This window comes from Oryzophilus luti, from assembly GCF_059726245.1.
This window is the reverse complement of sequence record NZ_AP040874.1, coordinates 2,859,274-2,883,143: the sequence shown is the minus strand read 5'-3', so window position 1 is coordinate 2,883,143 and position 23,870 is coordinate 2,859,274. Positions and strand designations below refer to the sequence as shown.

The window sequence follows — 23,870 nt, the reverse complement described above, 5'->3', positions numbered from 1 at the left end:
TTGCCGAGGGCCGGTGGCATACTCGTTTTTATGTGTGCATCGTCCGGCAGGGACTCCCGATTGGGCAGCGGGCCGCCGGCTCCAACCTGCCGGCGTGGCTTCGCCCCTCACGTCTTCCAAAGGAGCGAATTGGCATGCACACGAAGTTCTCGCGTTTCGCGTTGTTCCTTGCTGTCTCCCTGGCGCTGATTTTGACAGGGTGCGGCGGCGGTTCCAGTTCTTCCAGTTCCGGCCCCACCTCCAATGCCAAAGGCACGGTCAACCTCACCATCAGCGATGATGCCAATGAGAACTGGTCGGTCATTGGCGTCAAATTGCTTAGCGTTCAACTGGTGCCACAGGGAGGCGGTACGCCAGTTACGGTCTACACCGCGCCTAGCACCCCACCTGTCGTAAACCTCGTGCAATTGGATTCGCTGGCGGATCTGCTCAGCTCGTCCACAGGCGTGCCATCCGGAACCTATACCTCCGCCAAGCTCACCATCAGCGGCAATCAGGGAGATGTCACGCTGGTGGTTTCCGCCGATCCCGAAGCGGGCTTTCCGGCCGCGGCGGGTTCCACCATTCCCAGCAGCCAGATTGAGATTTTCGGCACGCAGGGGACTTCGCCGAACCTGACTGTGCCGGTCGCCGTCAAGTTCTCCCAGCCCATCGTGGTCTCCGACGGCACCATCACGGCCGTTAATATCGACTTCGATCTCAAACATCCGGCGTTCATCGTCGAGCACACGGATTCCAGCGGCAGCGCAGTCTGGACCGTGAACTTCAACGGCCCAATCCGGGCGCATCCCGTGCCGGACCTGCGCTATCTTCTGCGTCGTGATCCCTACGGACTGGTCAACTCCGTGGCCACGGACAACACCAGCTTTGCGATGACCAAGATTTATCTGGAGCCGGGCGCCACTGCGCCAACACTCTCCACACACACCGAGACGATTCTTGCGGATTCCACCTACGGCACCCTCGTCTATGACGTGGATGCCGGCACCAAGAGCGTGCTGACGAACTTCTCCAGCATCGCCAGCTCGCTGCCCAACAAGTACGTGCGCGTCACTGTTCGGTACCAGTCGAACGGGACGCTGGTGGCGGTGCGCATGTACGTCAGCACCAGTTTTGCCAAGATCTACCTGAGCCCCGAGGGGCATGTGCTGCGTGTGGACCGCACCTACGACGTGATGCGCGTCATGAAGGAGGACGGAACTTCCGTCGCCATACACATCGACGCCAACACGCAGTTCTACTTCCGCGTGCCGCAGGATGGCCTGAAGGATGCCACGCCGATCGGCACCGGCACGGCCTGGTTCGAGGCAAACATCCTGCGCGGCTTCAAGGTTCACGTGGGCGTGCGCGACGTTACGGCCTCCACCTGGTACGCCGATACCGTGGACATTGAGGATGCACGCTTCAGCGGCACCATCACGGCGGCCAACAGCACCGGCTTTACCTACGGACGCCTGTTCTGCACCAGGTCCGACGACTACTCGGTCACGCTGCCGTACATCTCCAGCAGCACGGCCAATGGCACCGACGACAGCGGTGCGGCCATCACCGGCTACAAGTGGTGGAACTTCCAGTACCCGACGCTGCTCAATACCGGCACCACCGCCATCCCGAATTTTGTCGCCGCCACCACGGGCGCGGCCAATTTTGGCGGCACGGTAGGCGCGGTGCGGGCCTTTGGCGAGAGCAATGCCCTCTGGGGGGACCCGGCAAACACGGGCGGCTGGGCGGCCGCATGGACCGTGCTTGATCCGGTGAGGCTGCCGCTGGGCACGGTCAGCAACGCGTGGTCGTCCATCACGAACGGCGGCGTTATTGGCATGACGGTGCCGGGCGGAACCAACGCGGTGAGCATTGTTCTGAGCACCGCCGCCAACGCCGCCACCGTTGTCTACGAGGTGAATCGCAACACCACCACGGGCATGGTCACCATCACCGCGCATGACCTGACGAGCAGCACGGACCTCGCGGCGGTGCAGGCGGCGCTGGTGGTTGGCACACCGGTGAAGGTCTTCGGTGTGCCGCAGGCCGATGGCACGGTGAAGGCCTACACGTTGATGTACTTCACGGGCAGACTCCCCCGCGACGCCTCCTAGAAATCAGTGATGTTCACTCCGGCCGCCGTCGCGCACGGCGGCCTTTTCTTGTGTAGTGAATGACCTTGCAGCATGTTCGTGAATCAGGCGGTGTGAGATGTTCTTGGAAATAGGGGAAGGGGATTCGCGGGAAAGCAGCCGGGGCGCGTCTTTGCGGCGCGCCCCGCACCGGAATGGCTAGCCGACGGGGCTTTCTTCCACGTCCTCGCCGTGCATCAGCCCGAATTTCTTCAGCTTGTAGCGCAACGCATCGCGGCTGATGTCGAGCAGGCGGGCGGCCTGTGTCTGGTTGCCGTTGGATTGTTGCAGCGCCAGATCCACAAGTGCCCGCTCCACTTCTTCGAGCGAGGTGCCGCCCTCCGGAATGGAAAGCTTCGGAAGGCTGCGGCCGTTGGGCAGGGAGGCGGCGGCGCTTTCATTGGCCGTTGCCGGCGTTGCACCCATCGAGGACATCTCAAACGCAGTGAACGCTCCGCCGGAGGAGCCTACCGAGAAGGGCAGGTAGTCCGGACGCAGATATTCCTCATCTTCCAGAATCATGGCCCGTTCGATGGCATTCTTCAACTCGCGGACATTGCCCGGCCAATCGTGCTTCATCAGCAGCTTGCATGTCTGCTCGGTAATGCCCTGCACGCTCTTCTTGAACTTCTTGTTGTAGCGCTCGATGAAGTAGTCCACCAGCGGCTGAATATCTTCCTTGCGTTCGCGCAGCGGCGGCAGAAAGACGCTGATGATGGCCAGGCGGTAATACAAGTCCTGCCGGAAGTTGCCTTCTCGTACGGCGCGTTCCAGGTCGCGGTTGCTGGCGGCGATCACGCGCACATCCACCTGCATGTCTCGCACGCCGCCCACGCGGCGGATCACCTGGTCTTCCAGCACGCGCAGCAGTTTGGCCTGCAGCAGCGGCGAGAGTTCGCCGATTTCATCCAGGAACAGGGTGCCGCCATCGCTGACCTCGAACAGGCCCTTCTTCATCGTTTTGGCGTCGGTGAAGGCGCCGCGCTCGTGTCCGAAAAGCTCGGCTTCCATCAGCGTTTCGGGAATGGCCGAGCAGTTGATGGCGACGAAGGCGTTATTCTGCCGGTTGCTCTGGTAATGGATGGCTTTGGCGATGAGGTCTTTACCGGTGCCGCTCTCGCCCTGGATCAGAATGGTGGTGGCTTCGCTGGCGGCAACCTTGTTGACGAACGTCATCAGCTCGGTCATGCGCTGGCTGACGCCGACCACCTCGTGGTAGCCGGTGCGGCGGCGTACTTCCCCGCGCAGCGTCTCGTTCTCGGCGCGCAACCGCGTGGCTTCCAGCGCGTTGTTCACCGTCACGGAGAGTTCGTCGAAATTCAGCGGCTTGCCCACAAAGTCGTAGGCACCGAGCTTGAGCGCGTGCTTGACGTCTTCCAGTTGCGGGTCGGCGGTAATCATGATGACCGCGCGCGGCGCTGAGTTGGAGGCCTTCATCTGCTCCAACACTTCAATGCCGTTCATGTCCGGAAGGCGCACGTCGAGCAGCAGCAGGTCGGGGGTTTCATTCTGTACCAGACGCAGTGCGGCGGCGCCGTGGTCGGCTTCCAGCACGTGGAAGCCCCAATCCTCGCATTTCTGGCGGAGGGACCAGCGCACCAGTTTCTCGTCATCGACGATCAGTACTTTATCCGAGGGCATCGTTTCTACTACCTACTCTACACGTCCAACCTAAAGATGGGCGACTTGCATTCCCCCGGACCTGCCGGCGCAAGCTGCCGGTGGTCTGGCGGAATACCCCGCCGGATTCATCTTGCGACGCCCGTCTGAGAGCACCAGGCGCCAGTCCTCATCGTTCGTCTGCCCTATCCGCGCGGTTCCAGCGCGACCGAACGATGCTTGGGCAGCGTCACAATAAACCGGCTGCCCTTGCCTGCCCAACTCTGCACTTCAATGTGTCCACCATGATCTTCCACAATTCGCCGCGCCAGGGACAACCCCAGTCCTGTTCCGTTGCCCTTGGTGGTGAAGAAGGGACGGAAGATGTTGGCCAGGATCTCTGGCGGAATCCCTTTGCCGGTATCGGTGACTGAGACCGTAATGGCATCATCGCTGACCCCGAACTCGACGTCCACGGTGCCGCCCTGGTCGCAGGCCTGCACGGCGTTCAACAGCAGGTTCAGGATCACCTGATGAATCTGGCCGGTGTCATGTTCAATCTTGGGCAGCGGCGTCTGCTTGTTGAGCGTAATGATCACGTTGCGCGAGGCTGCCTGCTCGCGCGCAAACATCACCGCATGTTCCACGCCGGCCATCAGGTCGGCAGCCTGGAAGTTGGGAGCCTTGGGCCGCGCGATCTCCAGCAACTCGCTGACGATCCGGTTGATGTGCAGAACCTCGTGCCGCACATCGCCCAGTACGCCGCGGGCAGGGGAATCGGCCGGAAGGTCGCGCCCGACAATCTCAATCACGCCGGCAATGCCGGCCAGCGGGTTGCGAATCTCATGCGCCAGCCCGGCGGCAAGCTCTCCCAGTGTTGCCAGGTGCTCGGCGCGGGACATCTGCGTGCGGTGCAGGCGCTGAATCTCCTCGCGGCTTTCGCGCAGTTGCTGCACCATCTCGTTGAAGCCCCGGCCCAGGTCTCCAAGTTCATCGTTCCGGCTTCCAAAGCTGACGTTGGCACGCAGGTCGCCGTCGCGAACCATGGCCATCTTGTCCTGCAGCTCCAGCATGGGTCGGTGCACCACCACGGCCAGCACCATGAGCATGACCGCACACACGGCAACCGCACCGCCAATGGCGATGACCAAAACAAGGTTGCCCGGTTCGCTAATGGTTAATGAAACCAGCGAGAACAACAACAAGCCGTTGAGCAGCACGGCTGCTACCGGTAGAACCGCTTTGATCTGCCAATTCAGGCGGACTCGACTCACAAAGGCCCTCTTCCGCACGACTGCGGAAACAATCGAGCAATATATGTTTCTTAGATACCCGTTGGCAACTTGATTTTCCCGAGAGTCACTTGCAAGCCCATTCGTCCACCCCGGGGCAAATGGTTCTCATGGGGAGCGCCCGATGCTTTCCGGGTATCCTGCATCTTTAATTCTATTGTAAACGCTCCAGAGTTTGTCGCTTATAGCGGAATCGCGTCTGGCAGCTCCGTATCTTGCTTACAAGACAAGTTTTCTCTGCCTGCACCGACCGCTTTTTTCGGCCCAACTGTGATGATTATCACACAGTGGGGTGTCGGGCGGATTTATCATATTGCACGCTGGAGAACGGGGACACTTGGAACGCAATCGGCGTGGTGCCCGCTTCAGAACTTAAGGATGGATTGAATGGCACAGTCGAACGGGAACAACACTCCTCAAACCTGGACAAGCACGCAAGCCTACATCATGGCGGTCATCAGCCTGCTGGTGGGAGTCGCCGTCGGTTACTTGCTGCGCGGCTCTGCAACCCCCTCCACCCCGGCTCCGACGGCGCAACAGGCCCCGGCCGGCATGGGCGGTGGCATGGGTGGCGCCATGGGCCAGCAGCAGATGCCCAGCCCCGAACAGTTGAAGGCAATGGCCGATAAGCAGGTTGCCCCCCTGCTCGAACAGTTGAAGTCCAAGCCCAATGATCCGGCGCTGCTGGCGCAGGTTGGCAACTTCTACTATGACGCGCAGGTTTTCGATTCAGCGATTGACTATTACAATCGCGCGCTGGCCGCGGACCCGAAGAACTCCAACGTCCGTTGCGACCTGGGAACCAGCTACTTCTACGCCAACCAGATCGACAAGGCCATCAACGAGCTGGACACCGTGCTGAAGCAGGAACCGAACCACGCCAATGCGTTGTTTGATCGCGGCATTGTGAAGTGGCAGGGCAAGATGGATGCCAAGGGCGCCATCGCCGACTGGCAGCTGCTGCTCAAGACCAGCCCGAACTGGGAAGGCGCCGACAAGGTCAAGATGTACATTGCCCAGGCGCAGAAGCACATGAACATCAAGCCGGGCCAGAAGTCTGACAAGCCGGCCATGTAAGCTCGGAGCTTACGCTCCGCAATGAAGAACCCGCGGCCTTGGCCGCGGGTTTTGTTTGTCCACTGATGGGGCGCTATCTTCGGCCCAGCCGCCTGAGCAACGCGTCAATACGCGCTTCAATTTCACGCGAGGGAGACAGCTCCTCGACGGCGATGTAATGCTCCAGCGCCATCTGGTTTTCGCCCAGTGCCTCCTCGCTGTAAGCCAGCGACAGCAGCGCACTCTGCCGGGTGGAAGCAGGGACATTCCGCTGTGCAACGAGTGGTTGCAGCACTGCGATGGCCTCCCGGTATTCGCCCTGCGTTGCGTAAATGCGGCCCAGCCCTTCGCGGGCTTCCATGTTGTGCGGAGCGGCCTTCACCGCGCGCTCGTAGAAGTGCTCGCCGCTGCTGTAAGTGCGTGTTTCAAACACACAGCCCACCACCATCGCCGCCAGCAGCACGCCAACCACAGGTCTGGGAAAGCGTTCCACCACCATCGCCGCCAGCATGGCAAAGCCAACGCTCGGCAGATAAAGATAGCGGTCCTGCACCATCGAGCTGAGCTGCAGGGAGCCAAGATTCAAGGCAGGCAGCAGCGGCACCAGAATGACAAGAACCGCAATGCGTTCATACTGCGAACGCCAAGCAAGGAATAGGAGTCCCGCGAGCACCGGAAGCACAAACAGCAGGCTGAGCGCGTTCGGGGCCAGCTCGCAGAAGCTGCTGAGGCCGACCGGCCAGATCAGGTGCAGGAAGTACTGCCCGAGCATGGCCGGAACGTACAGAATGCTCAGCGGCGTGTCTCGCACCAGCGGTTTGCTGATGCTGCCGAGGATGGCCACACGCAGCAGAAGATAGCCGACTGCAACGCCGACGAACGGGAGCGTCCGCCGCAGGCTGCGCTGGAAATCGTCATACAGGCCGGCAAAGATCACCAGCGGCCAGACGATGGCAGTCTCCTTGAACCCCAAGGCCACGGCAAACAAGAGTAGCGCCACCAATTCGGAGCGTACATCGTCCCGAGCACATAGGCCCAGGCAGCCAATGAGGGCAATGGTCAGGCATGGCTCGGAGATGGCCGAGACCCAGGAAACGACTTCGGCATGGACGGGATGCAAAGCGAACAGCGCCGCCGCAAGCAGCGCGAGCCGCTCCCCCTTCCAACGCCGCACCAGCCAGTAAACGAGAGCGGTCGCCCCCAGGTGGCTGGCCACGAGTGCCAGGTGCCATCCCGGCGTCCACAGGCCAAAGAGGCAATGAATCAGCCGCAGCAGCAGAAGAAAGAGTGGCCGGTAGAAGCGCGCCGCAGCCTCGGGAATCTGTGACCAGAGGTGAGTGGTGAAGTAGCCGGGAACGGCGCTCCAGGACTGCACCCGGGGGTTCTGCACAATCTGCGGATAGTCATCTCCCATGAAAGGGAAACTCAGGGTGAAGGCGAAGGTCAGCCCCGTCACTGCGAGGAGCGCCGCCAGAATCCACTTGTTGCGCAGCATGCCGTAAATTATACGTGAGCAGTTTTGCGCGGCATTCGCGGCGCGGGCCTGCCCGGCGCTTCGGCTAAGATATTCAACGAACCGGATCCATAGAGATTTCCTGCCTATGCAAGCTTCGCGCAATTGGCCTTCCGCCCCGCTGAAGAATCTACTCATCTGCCTTGTGCTGCTCAACGCGCTGTGCGCCGGGTTGCACACGGTTTCCGACCCCGACATGGGCTGGCATCTCGCGACGGGCCGCTGGGTAGTGCAGCACCATGCGATCCCACGCGCCGATGTGCTGACCTTTACTTCAGCGGGCGAGCCGTGGATGTATCCACCCTTTGCCGGAGTCATCTTCTACTCTCTCTTCAGCGCGGGGGGCTATGCGGCGCTGAGCTGGTTCTGCGCGCTGGCCACGCTGGCCGCGTGTGCCTATCTGGTGCGGCGCGGCAGTGCCGTTGGCGCGCTGTTTGCCATGCTGGCCACGCAGTCCATTGCAGCCCGTACAGCGCCGCGAGCCGACGCCTTCAGCACCCTGCTGTTCGTCTTCTTTCTCGGAGAGCTCTGGGCCTGGCATCGTGGCACGCGTGCGCGGCTCTGGCTGCTGCCGGTGCTCATGTTTGCCTGGGTGAACCTGCACCCCGGCTTTGTTGCAGGGCTGGCCGCCCTGCTCGCCTACCTGCTGCTTGAGGCCTGCGAGTTTCCGTTCGCCGGCCGTCGCGCCGCCGCGCTGGAACGCCTGCGCCGCGCGTGGCCCTGGTTGGCTGCTTCGGTGGCGGTGACGCTGCTGAACCCTTGGGGATACAACGTCTACCGCACCGCGATGGTGCTGGGCGGGTTGGTGGCTCCCGGCGCGGGCCGCCTCAACAGCAACCATTTCATCGGCGAGTATCGCGGCGTTCCCATCTCGAGCCACTTGTTGTGGGAGATGCTGGACCTGCGCTACATCGAGAGTGGCTTTGCGTGGTTGCTGCTGGCAGCGATGGTGCTGGTGGTGGTCTGCCTGTGGCGACGCCAGTTTGGCGCCGCGTTGCTGGCAGGCGCCGCGCTCTATGGAACTGTCGCGCACGCGCGCTACATGGGGTTGTTTGTGGTGGCCGTTGCAACGCTGGCACCGGCGGTCTTTGAAGAACTGGGGCAGGCGGAGCAACCCTCGTGGTTGAAGTGGGGCCAGCCGTGGCGCCAGCGTGCCTCCGTGCTTGTTCTGGCGGTGCTGTGCCTGGTGACAGCGCTGCGCACGGCGGACTACGTCAGCAGCCGCACGTACATCGTCGCCAAGTCCGACTGGCGCTTCGGCGCGGGGCTCTCGAACTGGTTCCCGGAGCGTGCTCTGTCGTTTGTGCGCAATCAGAAGTTGCCGGGAAATGTGTACACGGAATACGGACTGGGCAGCTTTGTGGAGTGGACGCTGGGACCGGAGCGCCCCGGCTTCATCGATGGCCGCGGCGACCGCCTGTCGCCCGAACTGGTGGCGCAGCAAAGCTCTCTCAATAGCCTTGCTCCGGACGGCCTCGAATGGCAGGCTGCGGCGGAGCGCTGGAACCTGAACATCATTGTGCTGGCGACCTCCGGCTCGCGGGCGCTGGAGAAGCTGGACCCGGCGGCGTTCTGCCAGAGCCGCAACTGGCGTCCGGTCTACATGGACGAAACAGGAATGGTGCTGCTGCGCAATACTCCGCAGAACCTCCCCTGGCTGCAACGCTCAGGCATCAACTGCATGAACCAGACGTTTCTTCCGCCGCAAGGCGCGTCCCGCACCGCGTTATATGACTTCAACCTGAACGCCGGCGCACTCACGCTTGCCCTGGGACGCGCTCAGGAGTCAGAGCAGCTGCTGATGAGTGCCGCCCGGCAGCAACCATCCAGTCCTTTCCCGCACCAGCTCTTAAGCACGTTGTACCTGCAGTGGAACCGTTTGCCGGAGGCCGAGGAGCAGTGCCGTGCCGCCAGGGACCGCGCACCATTTGACGCCGGTGTGGCTTTCCTGCTGGCAGCCATCTATGAGAGGGAAGGGCGGTTGGCGGAGGCGGCGGAAGTATTGCGGGGAGCGGCGCGAAGTTCGACCAGTCCGCTGGACATCCTCCTGAACCTGACCGAGCTGGAGCTGCGCCAGCAGCATCCGCAGCAGGCTCTCAGCGCCCTGGACAGTGCCGTGAAGGCGAGTCCGTATCGTGAGGGCGGTGAGTCGGCCGCCCCGGGCCTTTATGCCCACATCGCCGAGCTTCGCTCTGAGGCGCAACGGCAGAGCGGAGACTGGAACGCCGCCATCGAATCTCAGAAGCTCGCCGTTCAATTGACCCCGGCGGCGGCGCAGCGCTGGCGGCGGCTGGCGCAGCTGCTGCAGGCCGCAGGACAGTCTGAACAGGCCGCCCGGGCTAATGCGCAGGCTGACGCGCTGCAAACTCACTAATCTCATTCCACAAACTCGCAGACACAAAAAAGCGGCGGAGCCAGAAATTGCTCCGCCGCGTCGTCGTCAGTTGCTTACTTGACTTTGGCCTTCTTGGTGCTCGTCAACGCCAGGGCCGTGGCATAGGTGGTGCCTGGCGTCACGGTCACAACGGCGCTGGTGGAGCCGACATAGCCGGTTGCACCAGCGTAGGTTGCGGTGAAGCTCGCCTGCGTCGTGCCGTAATAGTGCGAGATGGTGCACGAACCGGTCCCGCCGGAAAGCGTCAGCGTGCAGGTGTTGCTGCTGCTCGATGTGTCGGTTACCGTGACCGACCCGGTCGGGGTGCCGGATGTGGCCGCCACGGTGACCGTGAAGGTCAGGTTGTACTTGCCGCTGTTGCCAACGGCTGCGGAATTCACCGAGTTGATGGTCGTCGTGGTGATCTGGCCCGTCAGCGCCGTGCTGGCTGTGGCCGAAGTCGCACTGTTGTAATTGCTGTCCGCAGCCTTGGTGGCGTAGACCGAGCAGGTGCCGGTGTAGCTGTTGGCCGTCAGCGTGGCGCCGCTGAGCGAGCAGCTGCCCGAGGCGAGCGTGTAGGTGACTGCACCTGAGCCGCTGCCGCCCGTTGTGCTGAGCGTTGCAGACGCCATGTAGTTGAGTGTGCTGGGAACCGCCACGGTCAGCGTGGCCTGCGAAGCCTTCACGGCCGTCACGCTGCTGGTTGCGGTGGTGGCGGAAGCGTAGTTGCCATCGCTGGCCTTGATGGCGTAGACCGAGCAGCTTCCGGTGCCGCTCGTCATGGTGATGATGGAGCCGCTGGCCGAGCAGGCGCCCGAAGCATAGTAGGTGACCGCGCCGGAGCCGCTGCCGCCCGTGGTGCCGAGCGTGAAGGAGTTGCCATAGGTCGCGCTGCCGGGTGCACCCGTCAAAGCCAGGTATGCCGGCGTGGCCAGTGTGGCCGCCGTGGTGGTGGTTACCGGCGTGGCGGCCGCGTAGTTCGAGTTGCCAGCCTGCGTGTAGGTGATCGAGCAGGTTCCGGTGCCACTGGTCATGGTCACCGTGGTGCCGCTGATGCTGCACGCGCCGCTGGCGCTGTAGCTCACCGTGAGGTAGACGCTCGAACCAGCATAGACGCTGAACGTGGAGCCGTAGGCAGCGCTGGCGGGCGGCGTGGTGCTGACCGTGATCGTCTGCGAGGTCAGCGAGGCATTGACCGTAACCGCCGCCGAAGTGTTGCTGGCATAGTTGTTGTCCGCGGCCTGCGTGGCAGTGATCGAGCAGGTTCCAGTGCCGCTGGTCATGGTGATATTGGTGCCGCCCACGCTGCACACACCGGAAACACTGTACGAAACGTATCCCGTTCCGCTGCCACCCGTGGTGCTGACGCTGAAGGTGGTGTTGTAGTTGGCCGAGCTGGGCGCGCCGGTCACGGTCAGCGTTGCGGGCGTGGCTTTCACGGCCGTTGTGGACGACTGGATCTGAGTGGCTCCCTGCCAGTTGTTGTCTCCCCACTGCGAGTAGGTGACAGTGCAGGCGTTGGAGCCGCTGCTCATGCCGATCAGCGCGGTGGTAACCCCGCCGGTGGTGGAGCTGCTGGTGATGCTGCATCCGCCGTAGGCATTGATCGTCACCGCCAGGCCGGAAGTCGCGTACGCCGAAACCGTGAATGAGGTGCCGTAGGTGGCGCTGGCAGGCGCAGCCTGGGTGACCACAATGCTTTGCGCGGCCGCCGCGCCCGTGCTGGTGGAAACCGTCGCGGAGGTCGCGGCGGAGTACGTACCGTCGCTGGCCTTCACGGCGTAAACGTAACAAGTGCTCCACGCGGCGGTCACGGTGACCACGCCGGTGGAGGAGTTCACCGTGCAAGCGCCTGACGCATAGTAGGTGACCGCTCCGGAGCCGCTGCCGCCCGTGGTGCCCACCGTAAAGGTCGTGTTCACCGCCGGTTGGTTGGTGGCCATGCCGGACACGCTCAACGTGGCCTGCGTGATCAGCGTGGCGCTGACCGTGCTGGTGACGGCCGGAGCGGCGCTGTAGTTGGTGTCGCCCGCCTGGTTGTAGGTCACGGTGCAGGCCGTGGTGCCGCTCGACATGGTGTACGTGGCGCCATTGTTGGTGCAGCCACCCGAGGAACCATAGGTGACCGCCAGACCCGAACTGGCCGTGGCCGCTACGGTGAACGTGCTGTTGGCGGAGGCAACCGACGGCGCTGGCGTGGTGACCGTGATCGTTTGCGAGGCCTGCGTGATGGTCAGCGTGCCATTGACGAAGCTGAACCCATAATTGGCGGCGGCCAGTGTCCCCTGCGCTGCGGTGATGGTGTAGCTGCCGGCATTTGAGGTCTGCGTGGCCGTGGTGGTCAGTGATGGCGAACCGCTCAGTGCCGCGCTGGTGTCTCCGTTGAGGAAACCGCTGTAGCTGGCCGCGAACGCCGGGTTCGCCGTGTTGTAAACGCGGGAGAGGCCACTCGCCGTGACCGCCACCGAGGCCTTATTGACCGTGAGTGAGACGCTGGCGGTAGCCGCGTCATAGTTGGTCGTATCAGTCGGCGTGAACGTCACGCTCAGCGTCTGCGTTCCGGCACTGAGGACGGTTCCTGCCGTAGGCGAATAGACGAAGGTACCTGCGACGGTGGAAGTGGCGTTGAGCTGTGTTGCGCTCAATGCGGTTCCGTAGGTGATGGCCGCGGGCGCTGCCCAGGTGATGCTCGGCGTCGTCTTTGCGCTGTTAACCGTGTAAGTGTTGCTGACGGCGTTGCTGGTGGCGCGTGTTCCCACCGCGGCGATTGCCGTGATGGTGACGCTGCTGTCGATCACGATTGCGCCGCTGTAGAGCGTCGATGCGGTCGTTGGCGTCGAGCCATCGGTCGTGTAGTAAATGGAGGCGCCGGAAGTCGCGTCCGTGATCGTCACCGAAGAGCCGGCGGTGACGCTGCCGCCCGCCAGGCTGAAGACTGGGTCGAAGATGGCCGTGCCCTGCAACTGGGTTGTTCCACTGGAACTCTGGTGATTGCTGTCGCCATCGTAGTTGGCGGACACAGTCTGTGTGCCACTGCCCACCGCAGAGACCCCGTTCGCAGTGGCCGTTGCAACGTAGGTGATCGTCTGCGCGATGATCGAGCCGGAAGAAGCCTTGTAGTTCGCCGTCAGCAGGTCCTGGATGCCGTCCCCATTGAAATCGCCGGCAAGCACGGCTGCCGGATAAGAGCCGGTCGTGACGGAGCCGGAGGCCGCAAAGGTTCCGTCGCCATTTCCCAGGAGGAAGCTGACGGTGCTTTTGGCATAGTTTGCCGTGGCGAGATCCATGTGGCCGTCGTTGTTGAAGTCGGCTGCCACCAGCGCCATCGGGCCTGCCGCCGTCGTGATCGTGGTTCCCGGGGTAAAGGTTCCGTCGCCATTTCCCAGAAGCACGGTAATGCTGTTGGCTCCGTAATTGCCAACCGCCAGGTCCACCTGCCCATCGCCGTTGAAGTCGGCGGCCACCAACGCGTTGTTGGCCACGTCTGCCGTGTAGCTCTGCCCGGCGGTGAAGGTTCCGTCCCCATTGCCCAGCAGGATGGAGACCACGTAGCTGGCCGGGGTGGTGCGGTTGCAACTGGTCACCGCCAGATCGGTTTTGCCATCGTTGTTGAAATCGGCGGCAACAATACCTTCCGGCGAAGTTGAGTACTGCGGAATGGTGAAGCTGCTGCCCGCCGTGAAGGTCCCGTCCCCGTTCCCCAGCAGAATGGTGACCTGGTAATTGCCGTTGTTGTTGACCACGGCCAGGTCCGGAATGCCGTCGTTGTTGAAGTCCCCGACGGCGATGCCTGCCGCGTAGGCGACGATTGAGCTAGAGGCCGAAGTAAAGGTTCCATCCCCGTTGCCCAGCAGCACGGTGAGCCCGTTCCCGGAAGAGTTGGCAAATGCAATGTCCAGATTGCCGTCGCCATTGAAGTCGGCCACAACTGCGGCTTCTGCATAGGCACCGGCAGAGTACGCCGCCTTCTTTGTGAACGTGCCGCTTCCGCTTCCCAGCATGATGGAAGCAGTTCCGGTAGACGAGAGGTTGGCCGCCGCGTAGTCCAGGATGCCGTCGTTGTTGAAGTCGCCGAGCGCCAGGGCCTGCGAATAGGTATTTCCAACCGGTCCTGCGGTGGTGGCAAAAGAGGCGCTCTTGCTGGCTGCTCCGAGTGTGGCACTCGCCAGAGGATAGTTGTCGTCCGTCGATTGCAGGAAGGAGATCGTTCCCGAAGGTGCAACCGCGCCGGTGCCGGTGACCGTCGCCGTCAACGTGTAATTGCCGGTGCTGCTGCTGCTGGCCACGGAGGTAACGGTTGCCAGCGAAGCGGTGACGTTGATCGTCTGCGTCGATGAAGTGCTCGACGCATAGCTGCCTGTCCCCTTGTAGACCGCATAGACCTGATGCGTTCCGGGCGCCAGCGTGGCCCGGTAGATGGCAGTGCCGGAACGCGCGACCCACACCTTCCCGAGCAGACCGGAATCCTGGCAGCGTGCCGCGGAAGCGTCGCAGAACAGGACCAGTCCAGCCGGAGCGGCATTGCCGCCCGAGGTCACCGTGGCGGTGAAAGTCACCACCGTGCCAACTGAGACGTTGTTGGACGAGACAGCCAGCGCGGTGTTGCTGGCCCCCTGTGCCCACAGGCACGATGCAGAAAGCAATAAAACCGCCAAACACCAGACGGGGGAGGATTTACAGAGGGAACGATCAACTTTCATTCTTGCAGACCACCATTTTCTGGAACTTGATTGCTGGATTGCGGGCCCCACACGGTAACGGTACGTATGAGCTTCAGTATTTCAATTTGAAACACATAATCGCAATCAAGGGAGGGCGCTGCAAGGAATCTGAGGTACCCAGATTGACAGTTACCATCAACAGAGTAACTAGCAGAAAAGTGTTGGACTTGCATAGGAATCTGGAGCGGAAGCTAAACAGTTTTTACATTGATTGTTGTCTATGCATATATCGTATTTGAAGTATTCAATCGAAACTAAAGTAGTAGTCCATACGTGTGCGGTGGTACATGGTGTTGTATGGCTATCTGCATCATTTTGAAGGGACTGTGGAGAATTCTAGGAGGGGGAAAATGGAACAGGGCCTGGACGTCTCCAGGCCCTGCTTGGGTATGAGTGGGGGTATGAAGCGCTTAGGAAGCGCACCGCTGGGGGTGTGCAGGAGCGCACCCCCTAGGACTTGGTTACCCGTTGCTGGCGTATGCGTGCAGGCCCGGCAGCAGGTAGGTCACACCGAAGAAGGTGAAGATCACCACTGCAAAGCCCACAATGGCGAAGTAGGCAGCCCAGCGTCCGCGCATGCCGTGGGTGATGCGGGCGTGAAGGTAGATGCCGTAGACCAGCCAGGTGATGGCGGCCCAGGTTTCCTTCGGGTCCCAGCTCCAGTAGCTGCCCCAGGCCTGATTGGCCCAGTAGGCGCCGGTCGCGATCATCAAGGTCAGCAGCGGGAAGGCCACGCCGATGGTCTTGTAGGTCACGCGGTCGAGCACATCGGACGGCGGCAGCATGCGCTGCAAGTCTTCGCGACGCCACAGCATCAGCAGGTAGAGCAGTCCGGCAAAGATGCCGCCGATCATGCCGGACAGCAGGAACGGGCTGGCAGCCAGAGCCGTCGGAGCCGCGCCCTCGGCATTCAGCGCCGGGTAGACGCCGTTCTTCACGCGCAGGGCGAAGGCAACCACCAGCAGCACCTGGAGAACGATGCTGCCGAACATGGCCTTGTTGGAAGCCGCGTGCAGCGAGTCATTCTTCTGCACCTGGGCCACGATGTACAGCACCAGCGGCACAAACGCCGAGACCATCACCAGCGCCACCAGCCAGCCCAGATCGGGGATGGCGACCATCACGCGCTTGTCGGCGTCGTTGTAGATCTCCTGATGCTTGGTGATGTCGTAAGCAACCACTGCGAACGCACCAGCGCGGAAGCGGATCAGCATGGAGGCGTAGACGCCCGCCATGCCCAGCGAAGTCAGGGCCAGGAAGCTGCGCGTCTGCATCTTGTCCTGGATGAGGAACATGGCTGCCAGCGCGAAGCTGACGGCGCAGGCCGCATAACTCAGCATGGCCAGCGAAACGTGCACGTGCAGCCAGGTGGACTGCAGAGCCGGAACCAGCGGACGGACTTCGCTCGGCATCAGCTGCATCAGGATGACCGAGACCACAGCCAGCGGCATGGTCACCGAGCCGATGATCTTCACCTTGTAAGCCTTTTCGGCCACCAGGGTGAGCAGGGCGACGGTCCACACAAAGCTCAGCAGCATTTCATACAGGTTGCTGAACGGCGGACGTCCGGCGATATACCAGCGATGTCCGGCGGCCACGGTGTTGGCCAGCCACCCGATGGTGGTCGCTGCCGAAGCCAGCTTGACGTACTTTTCAATGCCGGTGACGCCGAATCCCATGTAGAGGGCTCCGGCACCGGCGTAAAACACCAGCGCGAGATAGAGCATGTTGCTCTCGCCATAGACAGGGCCGGGATTGGTCTTCAACCCCAGCATGGCCATAAACAGCAGAAACGCCATGCCCAGCCCAACCATGACCAGCAGCATGTTGCCACCGCTCAGAGCCTGCCGTTCCATACGTGCTTCAGACATCAGATCCTCCAGAAACCTCTCCGCCTAGGCCTTGGCCACGGTGGAGTCTTCATCCTTGCCGGCAGGCGCGCTGCCGCCGTTTAACTCGTTCTTAATTGCAGCCACCAGCTCGTCGAACTGCTGCTGGAAGCGAATCTTATTGCGATTGGCAGTGCCGGCAACCCAGATTGCCGGGCCAACCTTCGGGTCATTGACCACCACGGCCCACACCCGCGTGTGCGACAGAAGCAGAACCATCATCAGGCCCACCACCATCAGCAGCACGCCAGGGAAGATGAGCCACTGGCCGGGCTGATAGCTGACCTGCAGCACGGTTTCCATGGCCAGCTTGCCGTTGATGACCGTCAACTCGACGCCGGTGTTCTTCTCCACGGCCGTGCGGGTCTGATCGAGCAGAAGCCAGACCGGATACTGTGCGCCAGCCTTGGTGATCGTGAATTGCAGTGCCGGGTTCCGCGCCGATTCCGACTTGGTGTGGATCTCGCCATCCTGGATGTAGTACTCAGGAATGAAGCGGGTGAATGCCACCGTGACATCGCCGGAAGTGATCTGCTTACCGGGCGCCAGATCCACCGACTGAGGAGTGCCATCGGGAGTCTTGACGGTGAGCGTGATCGAAGCCAGCTTGCCGCTCTGCCCCATGCCGGACTGGAAGAAGCGGACGCCGCGATAGGTGAGCGGATCATTGACGATGATCTTCTTGCTCAGCATGTCCCGGCCGTTCTCGACCACCGCCAGCTGCGACCAGTACTGCTTGGGCATGCTGGTTTCCTGGCTGAGCATCGACTTGTCGCCGCCCATGCCCGCGGGCATGCCGGTATCTTCCTGCAGTGTCTTCTTGTCCTCGAACTTCATCATTTCGCCGACGGTGTAGTTGACCTGCTTGGCGCCGTCGCAGCGGATGGAGAAGGGCAGCGTGTAGGGAATTTCGACAGCACCCTTGAGAACTGTGTACTTGTTGGTGGTCTCGCCTTCGGTCAGCGACATGGTGCCGCGATAGCCGACCTGCAGATCGAGCAGGTAGCCCAGCATCAGGAACAGCAGGCTGGCGTGCACGACGTAGACAGCGAACTCGGCGATGCGGGCGCGCTCGCTGAACAGACCCACCTCTTCGCCGCTGACTTCGCGCGAAACCTGCATGCCCTTTTTCTGGAACGCGCGCTCGGCGGCTTCCAGTGCCCCATCTTCGCTCGCAACCGGAATCAGGGCGCGGGTGGGAACGCTGGAGCGGAAGTGCGACTCGGCGAACTTGTAAGGACGCGCGTAATAGCGCCACGCATTCGGCCAACGGTCAATGGAGACGAACAAAATACTAAGGATGACCAATCCCAGCAGGGTCACGAAATACCAGGCGTGGTAGATGTCTGTCAGTTGCAGGCGATCCAGCAGGGCCAGGGTGCTGGGAGAATAGGCCCGCTGAATATCGGATACCTCCGATGTAGGACGCTGCAATATCACGGTTCCGACTGCCGAAAACAGGATGACCGTAAGCAGGAGGAAAACCCCGGTCTTTACACTGGCGAAAAACCGGAAGAATTTGTTCCACAGAGAAATCAAAGCCGGACTCCTTGGTTCCGAACGCAAATCTTGCATCTACAGGCAACTGCGTCCCGCATGATACTGGCAGGCATGGTGTCTGGGGATTGGGGATTAGGAATCGAAGGCACAATCCACTGCAGACCATCTCTTCAGCAGCCCAAGCCCCCTTTTGCACGTTACGCGCCATTATAGAGGCAGGTGTTAAATACTTGCCATCATGGCACTTGTGCCGAGTTGGAACCATGCGCGCTGACTCCAGATTGGGTGATTTCGCGCAAGGCGGTGATAAGCATGGCCCACCTCCATGAACAATCGTTTGAGATCTACTTGGCCGACCGTCTGATGGTGAATCGCTGATTTCGTGACTTTTCCCTCTAGATTTTATCAATTCTCCTCCGGTAGTATCCGGATGCAATGAGAGTTTTTCCCTCGTTGCCGCCAGAGGTGTATGCGGGTGGGGAATTTCACGACCCCATCGGGTGCGGACACGCAAGAAAACTCACCTTTGGTAACCAGGATGTGCCGTTTCAGGATTGGAAATGTGGCCGTATCGAAACTGTAAATTTAGTTTTTTTAACCACTTACACATTTTTCCTCTAATCCGGCAAATAGGGCGGGCAGGACGGCGATTGAAATGCTTATCACTCAGCCCGGAGGCAGTAGAAGCGGTGACTTTGGGTCTCAAATCGTTTTCCCTTACGTTGTTGGCAATGGTGCTGTCGGCGACAGCCTTTGCCGGTAAGCACCCGGTTCCGCTGGAGCCCAAGCAGGACCCAGCCACCTGTGCGCAGTGCCACGAGGACAAGACCAAGGGCAAGCATGTTCACTCCGCAATCGCCATGGGGTGTACAAGCTGTCACGAAATCCGCGTGAACAAAGAGACCACCCGCGTAAAGCTGACCACCACCACTACCGTTGCCCTCTGCATCACCTGCCACGCTGACAAGAAGGCCGCCGACATCAAGGGCAAGGTTCACGCCCCGGCCGTCCGCGATTGCATCAAGTGCCACGATCCGCACACCTCGGACAACGCGAACAACCTGAAGAAGGCCGCCAGCGGTGACACCAAGGACACGAACCTGTGCCTCCGTTGTCACACCCAGGGACAGAATGTTCCGAAGGACGGCAGCCGCCACGCCGCACTCGACATGGGATGCGATGCCTGCCATGTGACCCATAAGACGGGCCCCCGCGGCAAGCGCGAGTTTGATGACCACCTGAAGAAGGATGCTCCCGCGTTGTGCGCCGACTGCCACGACCTGAAGGATGCCGAGCTTCTGAAGAAGCACAATGGCCAGCCGTTCGCCACGGCCGACTGCCTGACCTGCCACGACCCGCACCAGTCGACGCAGAAGAAATTGATGAACAAGTTCACCCATGCCGTGTTCGGGCCTGGCCAGTGCGATAGCTGCCATGCTCCGGCCAAGGACGGCAAGGTGGTGCTGACCAGCAAGACGAGCAAGGAACTCTGCCTGACCTGCCACAGCGACAAGCAGGAGCAGATTGAAAAGGCGAAGGTTCAGCATCCGGGCGCGATGGGCGATTGCACGGATTGCCACAACCCGCACGCCGGCACCTCACCGGGCTTCCAGAAGCCGAATGCGGTGGAAGTCTGCTTGAACTGCCACAGCGACATTGCGGAGCAGGGCAAGAAGGCTCACGCGCACCAGCCGGCTTTCGGACAGGGCTGCTATGTCTGCCATGAGCCTCACGGCGGCAACAACCAGCACCTGCTGCGGGCGGATAACTGGTACTCGCTCTGCATGGAGTGCCACGGACCGGACATTCAGCCTGCCAAGCTCGAGAGCGAGCACGCGGTGACGATCTTCGGCGGCAAGGTGAAGTTGCCGGAAGACTACTTCAAGAAGATTGATCCGCTGCCGGTGAAGTACGGAATCGGTCACCCGGTGGAACATCACCCGGTGAAGGACATGATCGATCCGGAATCCGGCAAGGTTCTCAAGTCCGTCAACTGCGCCTCCTGCCATCAGCCGCACTCCGGTAGCCACTCTGGAATGCTGGTGAAGGACCAGGAAAATAACACCGAATTTTGCGCCACGTGCCACAAGACTGTGAACTAGGTACAGGGAAGGGATAAAAGGAAGATGTCAGCTGTTGTCCATACTTCGAGGAATCTGTTCCGGAATCTGCTCGCGCTGGCGCTTGCCTGCAGTATTGTGCTGGCTCCGTCGAGCATGTTCGCGGACAAGAAGAAGAAGGACAAGAGCACGCCTGCCAAGCCCACCGAGTCAGCGCAGCCGGAAAAGAAGTTCAAGACCTTGGACCAGCTCGATTATTCCAAGATCATCTGGCCGAATCCGCCGGCGCCGACGCGGTTGAAGTACCTGAATTACTTCTCTTCACAGCCGCTCGAGAAGATTGAGCCGAAGAAGGAAATCAAGAAGAAGAATTCGTGGATGGAGCGCATGGCCGGTGGCGACGCCATGGCCGATCCGGACGCCAACAAGAAGCACAAGCTGGTTTACGTTCTTTCGAATCCTTACGGCATGGCGGTTGACCGCGCTGGCAAGCTGTACGTAGCTGACAGCAAAGTGGGTGCCATCTTCGTATTCAATACGGAAACCAAAGAGTGCGATCTGATCAAGAGCGGTGACGGAGTTCGCTTCGGTCTCATCATCGGCCTGGCAATGGACGATGACGATACGCTCTATGTTTCGGACGGCGTCTTCCATCGCGTGCTCATCTACGACCACAATCGCAAGTTCGTCACCAGCTTCAATGAGGGCATGACCGAGCCTGCCGGGCTGGCGCTGGATACCGAGAACCGCCAGTTGTACGTGGTGGATACGGCCTCCGATCAGGTTCTGGTTTATGACGCGGACAGCCATAAGCTGATCCGCAAGATCGGCACTCCGGGCAAGGCGCACCGGCTGACCTCACTGGGCGATTTCGGCGTGCCCACCAATGCAGCGGTGGACCGTGACGGCAACCTATATGTGACCGATACCTGGAACGACCGCGTGCAGGTGTTTGATGCGGATGGCAATTTTATCCGCGCCTTCGGAAAGAACGGAGACGGCCCCGGCAAGTTCACGCGGCCCAAGGGAATCGCGATCGATTCGGATGGGCACATCTGGGTTGCGGATGCCGTGCAGGATACGCTCCAGGTGTTCACCGCGGAAGGGCAGTTCCTGATGCGCATGGGCGGCCATGGTGGGTTGCCCGGCAAGTTTTCCTCACTGGCAGGTTTGACGATTGACCGCCAGAACCGCGTGTTTACCTCCGAGATCTATCCGGGGCGCGTGCAGATGTTCCGCTACTTTACGGAAGATGAGGCGAAGGCGCAGTTGGAGCGCCAGAAGGTCGAGGAAGAGGAGCGGCTCAAGAAGAAGGGCAAGACTCCGGCCTCGGCCACGCCGGCGGCAGCCTCCGCAACGGCTGACAAGCCTGCCGAGGAGCCGAAATAAAGGGTTTGATCGCCTTCGGGCGGTCAAGAATTGAAACTCTTCGGGGTTTCAAGAAGTAACAAGCAGTATGCAGTTGGGTTGCATTGCAGTACAAATCAGGAGGTCTTTAAAAATGAAGAAGTTCTTCGTGTTGGCTCTTTGCGTTATGGTCTTCGCGTCGCTCGCGATGGCCCAGACCTACACCCAGGGCACCGGCATCATGGGTGTTGATAAGTTGGGTGCGCACCAGAATGGCGGCCGTGGTTGCACGGGTTGCCACGCTCCTCACAGCGGCGGCGCAGGTGGCGGCGGCAACGCGGCCTCGAGCGCGGCGGCGTTCGGCGATCCGAACTCCGGCGAAGTTGCTCTGTGGGGTCAGGACACCACCCCGTTGTTCAGCTACACGCTCGCCTCTGGCGGCGGCAGCTTCACTGAGACCCTGCCTGCTGGCGATGCCGAAGCTAACGACGCCCAGGGCGAAGTGACCGGCATCATGTTCTGCCTCTCCTGCCACGACGGCAACGTCGCCAAGGGCGGCATGATGACCAACCAGCTGTACGAACAGAAGATCGGCGTTCTGCCCGTGAACGTTTACGGCCCGAACACCATCCCGACCCTGCTTGCCAACGACGGCAGCACCAACAGCTACACCAATGACCACCCGGTGGGTGTCAGCGCCACGCTGGGTGCGGTCCTGGGCTCGAACGCCAACGCGTTCACCCTGTCCGCGACCAACAAGGTCACCTACACCTCCGGCACCAACACGAACTATGACAAGTTCGTGAGCAACTATGGCAACTTCTTCCAGGGTCGCGCGACTCTGGGCTATGCCAGCACCCCGGCTGTGGGCACCTCGTTCGTGCTTTGCATCACCTGCCACACGCCGCACACCATGTACACCTCGACCGGCACCTACGCTGGCGTGAAGGGTACCTACCCGACCTACTTCTTCCTGGTTGCCCCGTACAATCCGGGCTCCCTGGCTTCCAACACCGATGGCACGAAGGCCAGCTCGGCGACCCAGTTCTGCCGCGCTTGCCACTTCACCGGTGCGGGCGGTTCGAACGAAGGCAGCGGCATCTACACCGTTACCACCGCGTTCTAATTGCACCATCGATGTATCCTGTGGGGAGGGAGGAATCTCCCTCCCCATTGTTTGAGTTCACTCTTTTCTGTTCTTGACTGCGCGTCCACCCAGCCAGCGCCAGTTACGATCAAGCCTTACGAGGGATCATGAAGTTTCGTACACTCCTCCACTCCATGCTGCCGGTTCTGCTGGCCCCAATGATGATGGCGCAGATTGTCGCCTCGCATGCTCCTACCAAGATGGCACCGGCGGCGCCCGCCAAGAATGGTCAGCCGACGATGGAGCTCATCAAGGTGCAGGTCACCGGCAAAACAGTGTTGCGCGTGAACGGTCGCGAGCTGACCGACCGCGACCTGCTGCATGAGATGTACGCCCTGTTCCCTTACGCACAGCAGCACGGCGGCTTCCCCAAGTCGCTGGAGAATGAGATTCGCGAAGGCGCCCGGCAAATGCTTGTGTTTGAAGAGCTGGTGTACCAGGAGGGCGAGCGGCGCAAGATGGTGATTGCTCCGCAGCGCATCCGCACCGCTGAGAACGATCTCCGCAAGCAGTTGGGCGGGCAGGATGGGTTCAAGAAGTACGTGCAGGTTGAGTGCAACGGCAACGAACAGGTCCTGAAACAAAGGATCCGCCGCTCCCTGCTGATTGAAGACATGCTGAAGCAGGAGGTCTACAACAAGGCCACTCCTACCGAGGCGCAGCTTCAGGCGTTCTACAACAAGAACATCGCGGCCTTTAAGTACGGCGACAGCATCCACATTCAGACCGTGTCCGTGATTCCTCCGGCCGTGGCCGGCGCCAAGGAAGAGGCCAAGAAGAAGGTGGACAAGGCCTACGCCGAAGCAAAGCACATCAAGACCTACAAGGATTTCGGCCTGATCGCAGAAAAGTATTCGGATGACGATTGGCACGTCCGGATGGGGGACCGCAAGTGGATTGAGACGGCCAAGATGCCGCCGCCCATCACTCAGGCAGCCGCCAAGATGAAGCCCGGCGACATCAGCCCGATCATTCAGTTCGATAACAGCTACACGTTCTTCCGCTTGATTGAGCGCAAGCCCGCCGGCAAGACTCCGTTTGCGCAGGTACGCAAGGAAATGAAGGAAAACCTTCAGAAGAAACGTACCGAAGAACTGCGCGCCCAGCTGAACCAGAAACTGCACAAGGGTGCAAAGATCGAGCAGTTATAGTGAGTGGGAGCAAGGAGTTCTCCTTGCTCCTGCAAATTTCGTTCATCCTCTTTTATCAATATCTAGGGCGACGACTCCGTATTTGGGGGATTTCGCGCGATTCTGTG

General features: G+C 61.0%; 13 protein-coding genes. 7 read left to right on the top strand and 6 right to left on the bottom strand.

All coding sequences use genetic code 11. The annotated features are described in order from the left end of the window. Positions 1-134 precede the first annotated feature (134 nt). The gene (locus AC6IZO_RS12280) at positions 135-2,096 is read left to right on the top strand and encodes a DUF4382 domain-containing protein (protein ID WP_497805090.1); all 1,962 of its coding nucleotides are present in this window, start codon (positions 135-137) and stop codon (positions 2,094-2,096) included. A 177-nt stretch (positions 2,097-2,273) separates the two neighbouring features. On the opposite strand, the gene AC6IZO_RS12275 is transcribed toward AC6IZO_RS12280, so the two are convergent. Then, positions 2,274-3,755 (bottom strand): sigma-54-dependent transcriptional regulator, encoded by a 1,482-nt coding sequence (locus AC6IZO_RS12275; RefSeq protein ID WP_497805089.1) that lies wholly within the window; start codon positions 3,753-3,755, stop codon positions 2,274-2,276. A 164-nt stretch (positions 3,756-3,919) separates the two neighbouring features. Beyond that, positions 3,920-4,987 (bottom strand): sensor histidine kinase, encoded by a 1,068-nt coding sequence (locus AC6IZO_RS12270; protein WP_497805088.1) that lies wholly within the window; start codon positions 4,985-4,987, stop codon positions 3,920-3,922. Positions 4,988-5,392: 405 nt separating this feature from the next. Here AC6IZO_RS12270 and AC6IZO_RS12265 point away from each other — a divergent pair, with 405 nt between their 5' ends. After that, a complete protein-coding gene (locus AC6IZO_RS12265; RefSeq protein WP_497805087.1) occupies positions 5,393-6,082 on the top strand; it encodes a tetratricopeptide repeat protein in 690 nt (229 codons plus the stop codon). Positions 6,083-6,155: 73 nt separating this feature from the next. Here the strand turns inward: AC6IZO_RS12265 and AC6IZO_RS12260 are convergent, their stop codons facing one another. After that, positions 6,156-7,712: a tetratricopeptide repeat protein gene (locus AC6IZO_RS12260; RefSeq protein ID WP_497805086.1), complete on the bottom strand. Its 1,557-nt coding sequence runs from the start codon at positions 7,710-7,712 to the stop codon at positions 6,156-6,158. Between the two features lie 7 nt (positions 7,713-7,719). Here AC6IZO_RS12260 and AC6IZO_RS12255 point away from each other — a divergent pair, with 7 nt between their 5' ends. Further along, complete coding sequence (locus AC6IZO_RS12255) at positions 7,720-9,948, top strand: tetratricopeptide repeat protein (RefSeq protein WP_497805085.1); 2,229 nt, start codon at positions 7,720-7,722, stop codon at positions 9,946-9,948. A 74-nt stretch (positions 9,949-10,022) separates the two neighbouring features. On the opposite strand, the gene AC6IZO_RS12250 is transcribed toward AC6IZO_RS12255, so the two are convergent. The 3 genes from AC6IZO_RS12250 to AC6IZO_RS12240 all read right to left on the bottom strand — a co-directional run bounded on the left by AC6IZO_RS12250 (position 10,023) and on the right by AC6IZO_RS12240 (position 18,133). Next, positions 10,023-14,591 carry a beta strand repeat-containing protein gene (locus AC6IZO_RS12250; RefSeq protein ID WP_497805084.1) on the bottom strand — a complete coding sequence of 1,523 codons (4,569 nt, stop codon included), beginning with the start codon at positions 14,589-14,591 and terminating at the stop codon, positions 10,023-10,025. Positions 14,592-15,130: 539 nt separating this feature from the next. Beyond that, entirely contained in the window at positions 15,131-16,540 is a 1,410-nt protein-coding gene (gene ccsB, locus AC6IZO_RS12245) for a c-type cytochrome biogenesis protein CcsB (RefSeq protein WP_497805083.1), read from the bottom strand. 24 nt (positions 16,541-16,564) lie between these two features. Next, the gene (locus AC6IZO_RS12240) at positions 16,565-18,133 is read right to left on the bottom strand and encodes a cytochrome c biogenesis ResB family protein (protein WP_497805082.1); all 1,569 of its coding nucleotides are present in this window, start codon (positions 18,131-18,133) and stop codon (positions 16,565-16,567) included. Between the two features lie 614 nt (positions 18,134-18,747). Here AC6IZO_RS12240 and AC6IZO_RS12235 point away from each other — a divergent pair. From AC6IZO_RS12235 to AC6IZO_RS12220, 4 genes are all read left to right on the top strand, one after another. Beyond that, on the top strand, positions 18,748-20,160 hold the full coding sequence (locus AC6IZO_RS12235; RefSeq protein WP_497805081.1) for a cytochrome c3 family protein: 1,413 nt from the start codon (positions 18,748-18,750) through the stop codon (positions 20,158-20,160). Positions 20,161-20,184: 24 nt separating this feature from the next. Further along, a complete protein-coding gene (locus AC6IZO_RS12230) occupies positions 20,185-21,507 on the top strand; it encodes a 6-bladed beta-propeller (protein ID WP_497805080.1) in 1,323 nt (440 codons plus the stop codon). Between the two features lie 112 nt (positions 21,508-21,619). Beyond that, a complete protein-coding gene (locus AC6IZO_RS12225) occupies positions 21,620-22,591 on the top strand; it encodes a hypothetical protein (RefSeq protein WP_497805079.1) in 972 nt (323 codons plus the stop codon). A gap of 128 nt (positions 22,592-22,719) precedes the next feature. Then, the gene (locus AC6IZO_RS12220; protein ID WP_497805078.1) at positions 22,720-23,763 is read left to right on the top strand and encodes a peptidylprolyl isomerase; all 1,044 of its coding nucleotides are present in this window, start codon (positions 22,720-22,722) and stop codon (positions 23,761-23,763) included. Positions 23,764-23,870: the final 107 nt, after the last annotated feature.

Bases quoted from the DNA above. Each gene is read 5' to 3' on its own strand.
- AC6IZO_RS12240 (WP_497805082.1), bottom strand. From the start codon at position 18,133: ATGCAAGATTTGCGTTCGGAACCAAGGAGTCCGGCTTTGATTTCTCTG.
- AC6IZO_RS12260 (WP_497805086.1), bottom strand. From the start codon at position 7,712: ATGAGTAGATTCTTCAGCGGGGCGGAAGGCCAATTGCGCGAAGCTTGC.
- AC6IZO_RS12225 (WP_497805079.1), top strand. From the start codon at position 21,620: ATGAAGAAGTTCTTCGTGTTGGCTCTTTGCGTTATGGTCTTCGCGTCG.
- AC6IZO_RS12280 (WP_497805090.1), top strand. From the start codon at position 135: ATGCACACGAAGTTCTCGCGTTTCGCGTTGTTCCTTGCTGTCTCCCTG.
- AC6IZO_RS12230 (WP_497805080.1), top strand. From the start codon at position 20,185: ATGTCAGCTGTTGTCCATACTTCGAGGAATCTGTTCCGGAATCTGCTC.
- AC6IZO_RS12265 (WP_497805087.1), top strand. From the start codon at position 5,393: ATGGCACAGTCGAACGGGAACAACACTCCTCAAACCTGGACAAGCACG.
- AC6IZO_RS12220 (WP_497805078.1), top strand. From the start codon at position 22,720: ATGAAGTTTCGTACACTCCTCCACTCCATGCTGCCGGTTCTGCTGGCC.
- ccsB (WP_497805083.1), bottom strand. From the start codon at position 16,540: ATGTCTGAAGCACGTATGGAACGGCAGGCTCTGAGCGGTGGCAACATG.
- AC6IZO_RS12275 (WP_497805089.1), bottom strand. From the start codon at position 3,755: ATGCCCTCGGATAAAGTACTGATCGTCGATGACGAGAAACTGGTGCGC.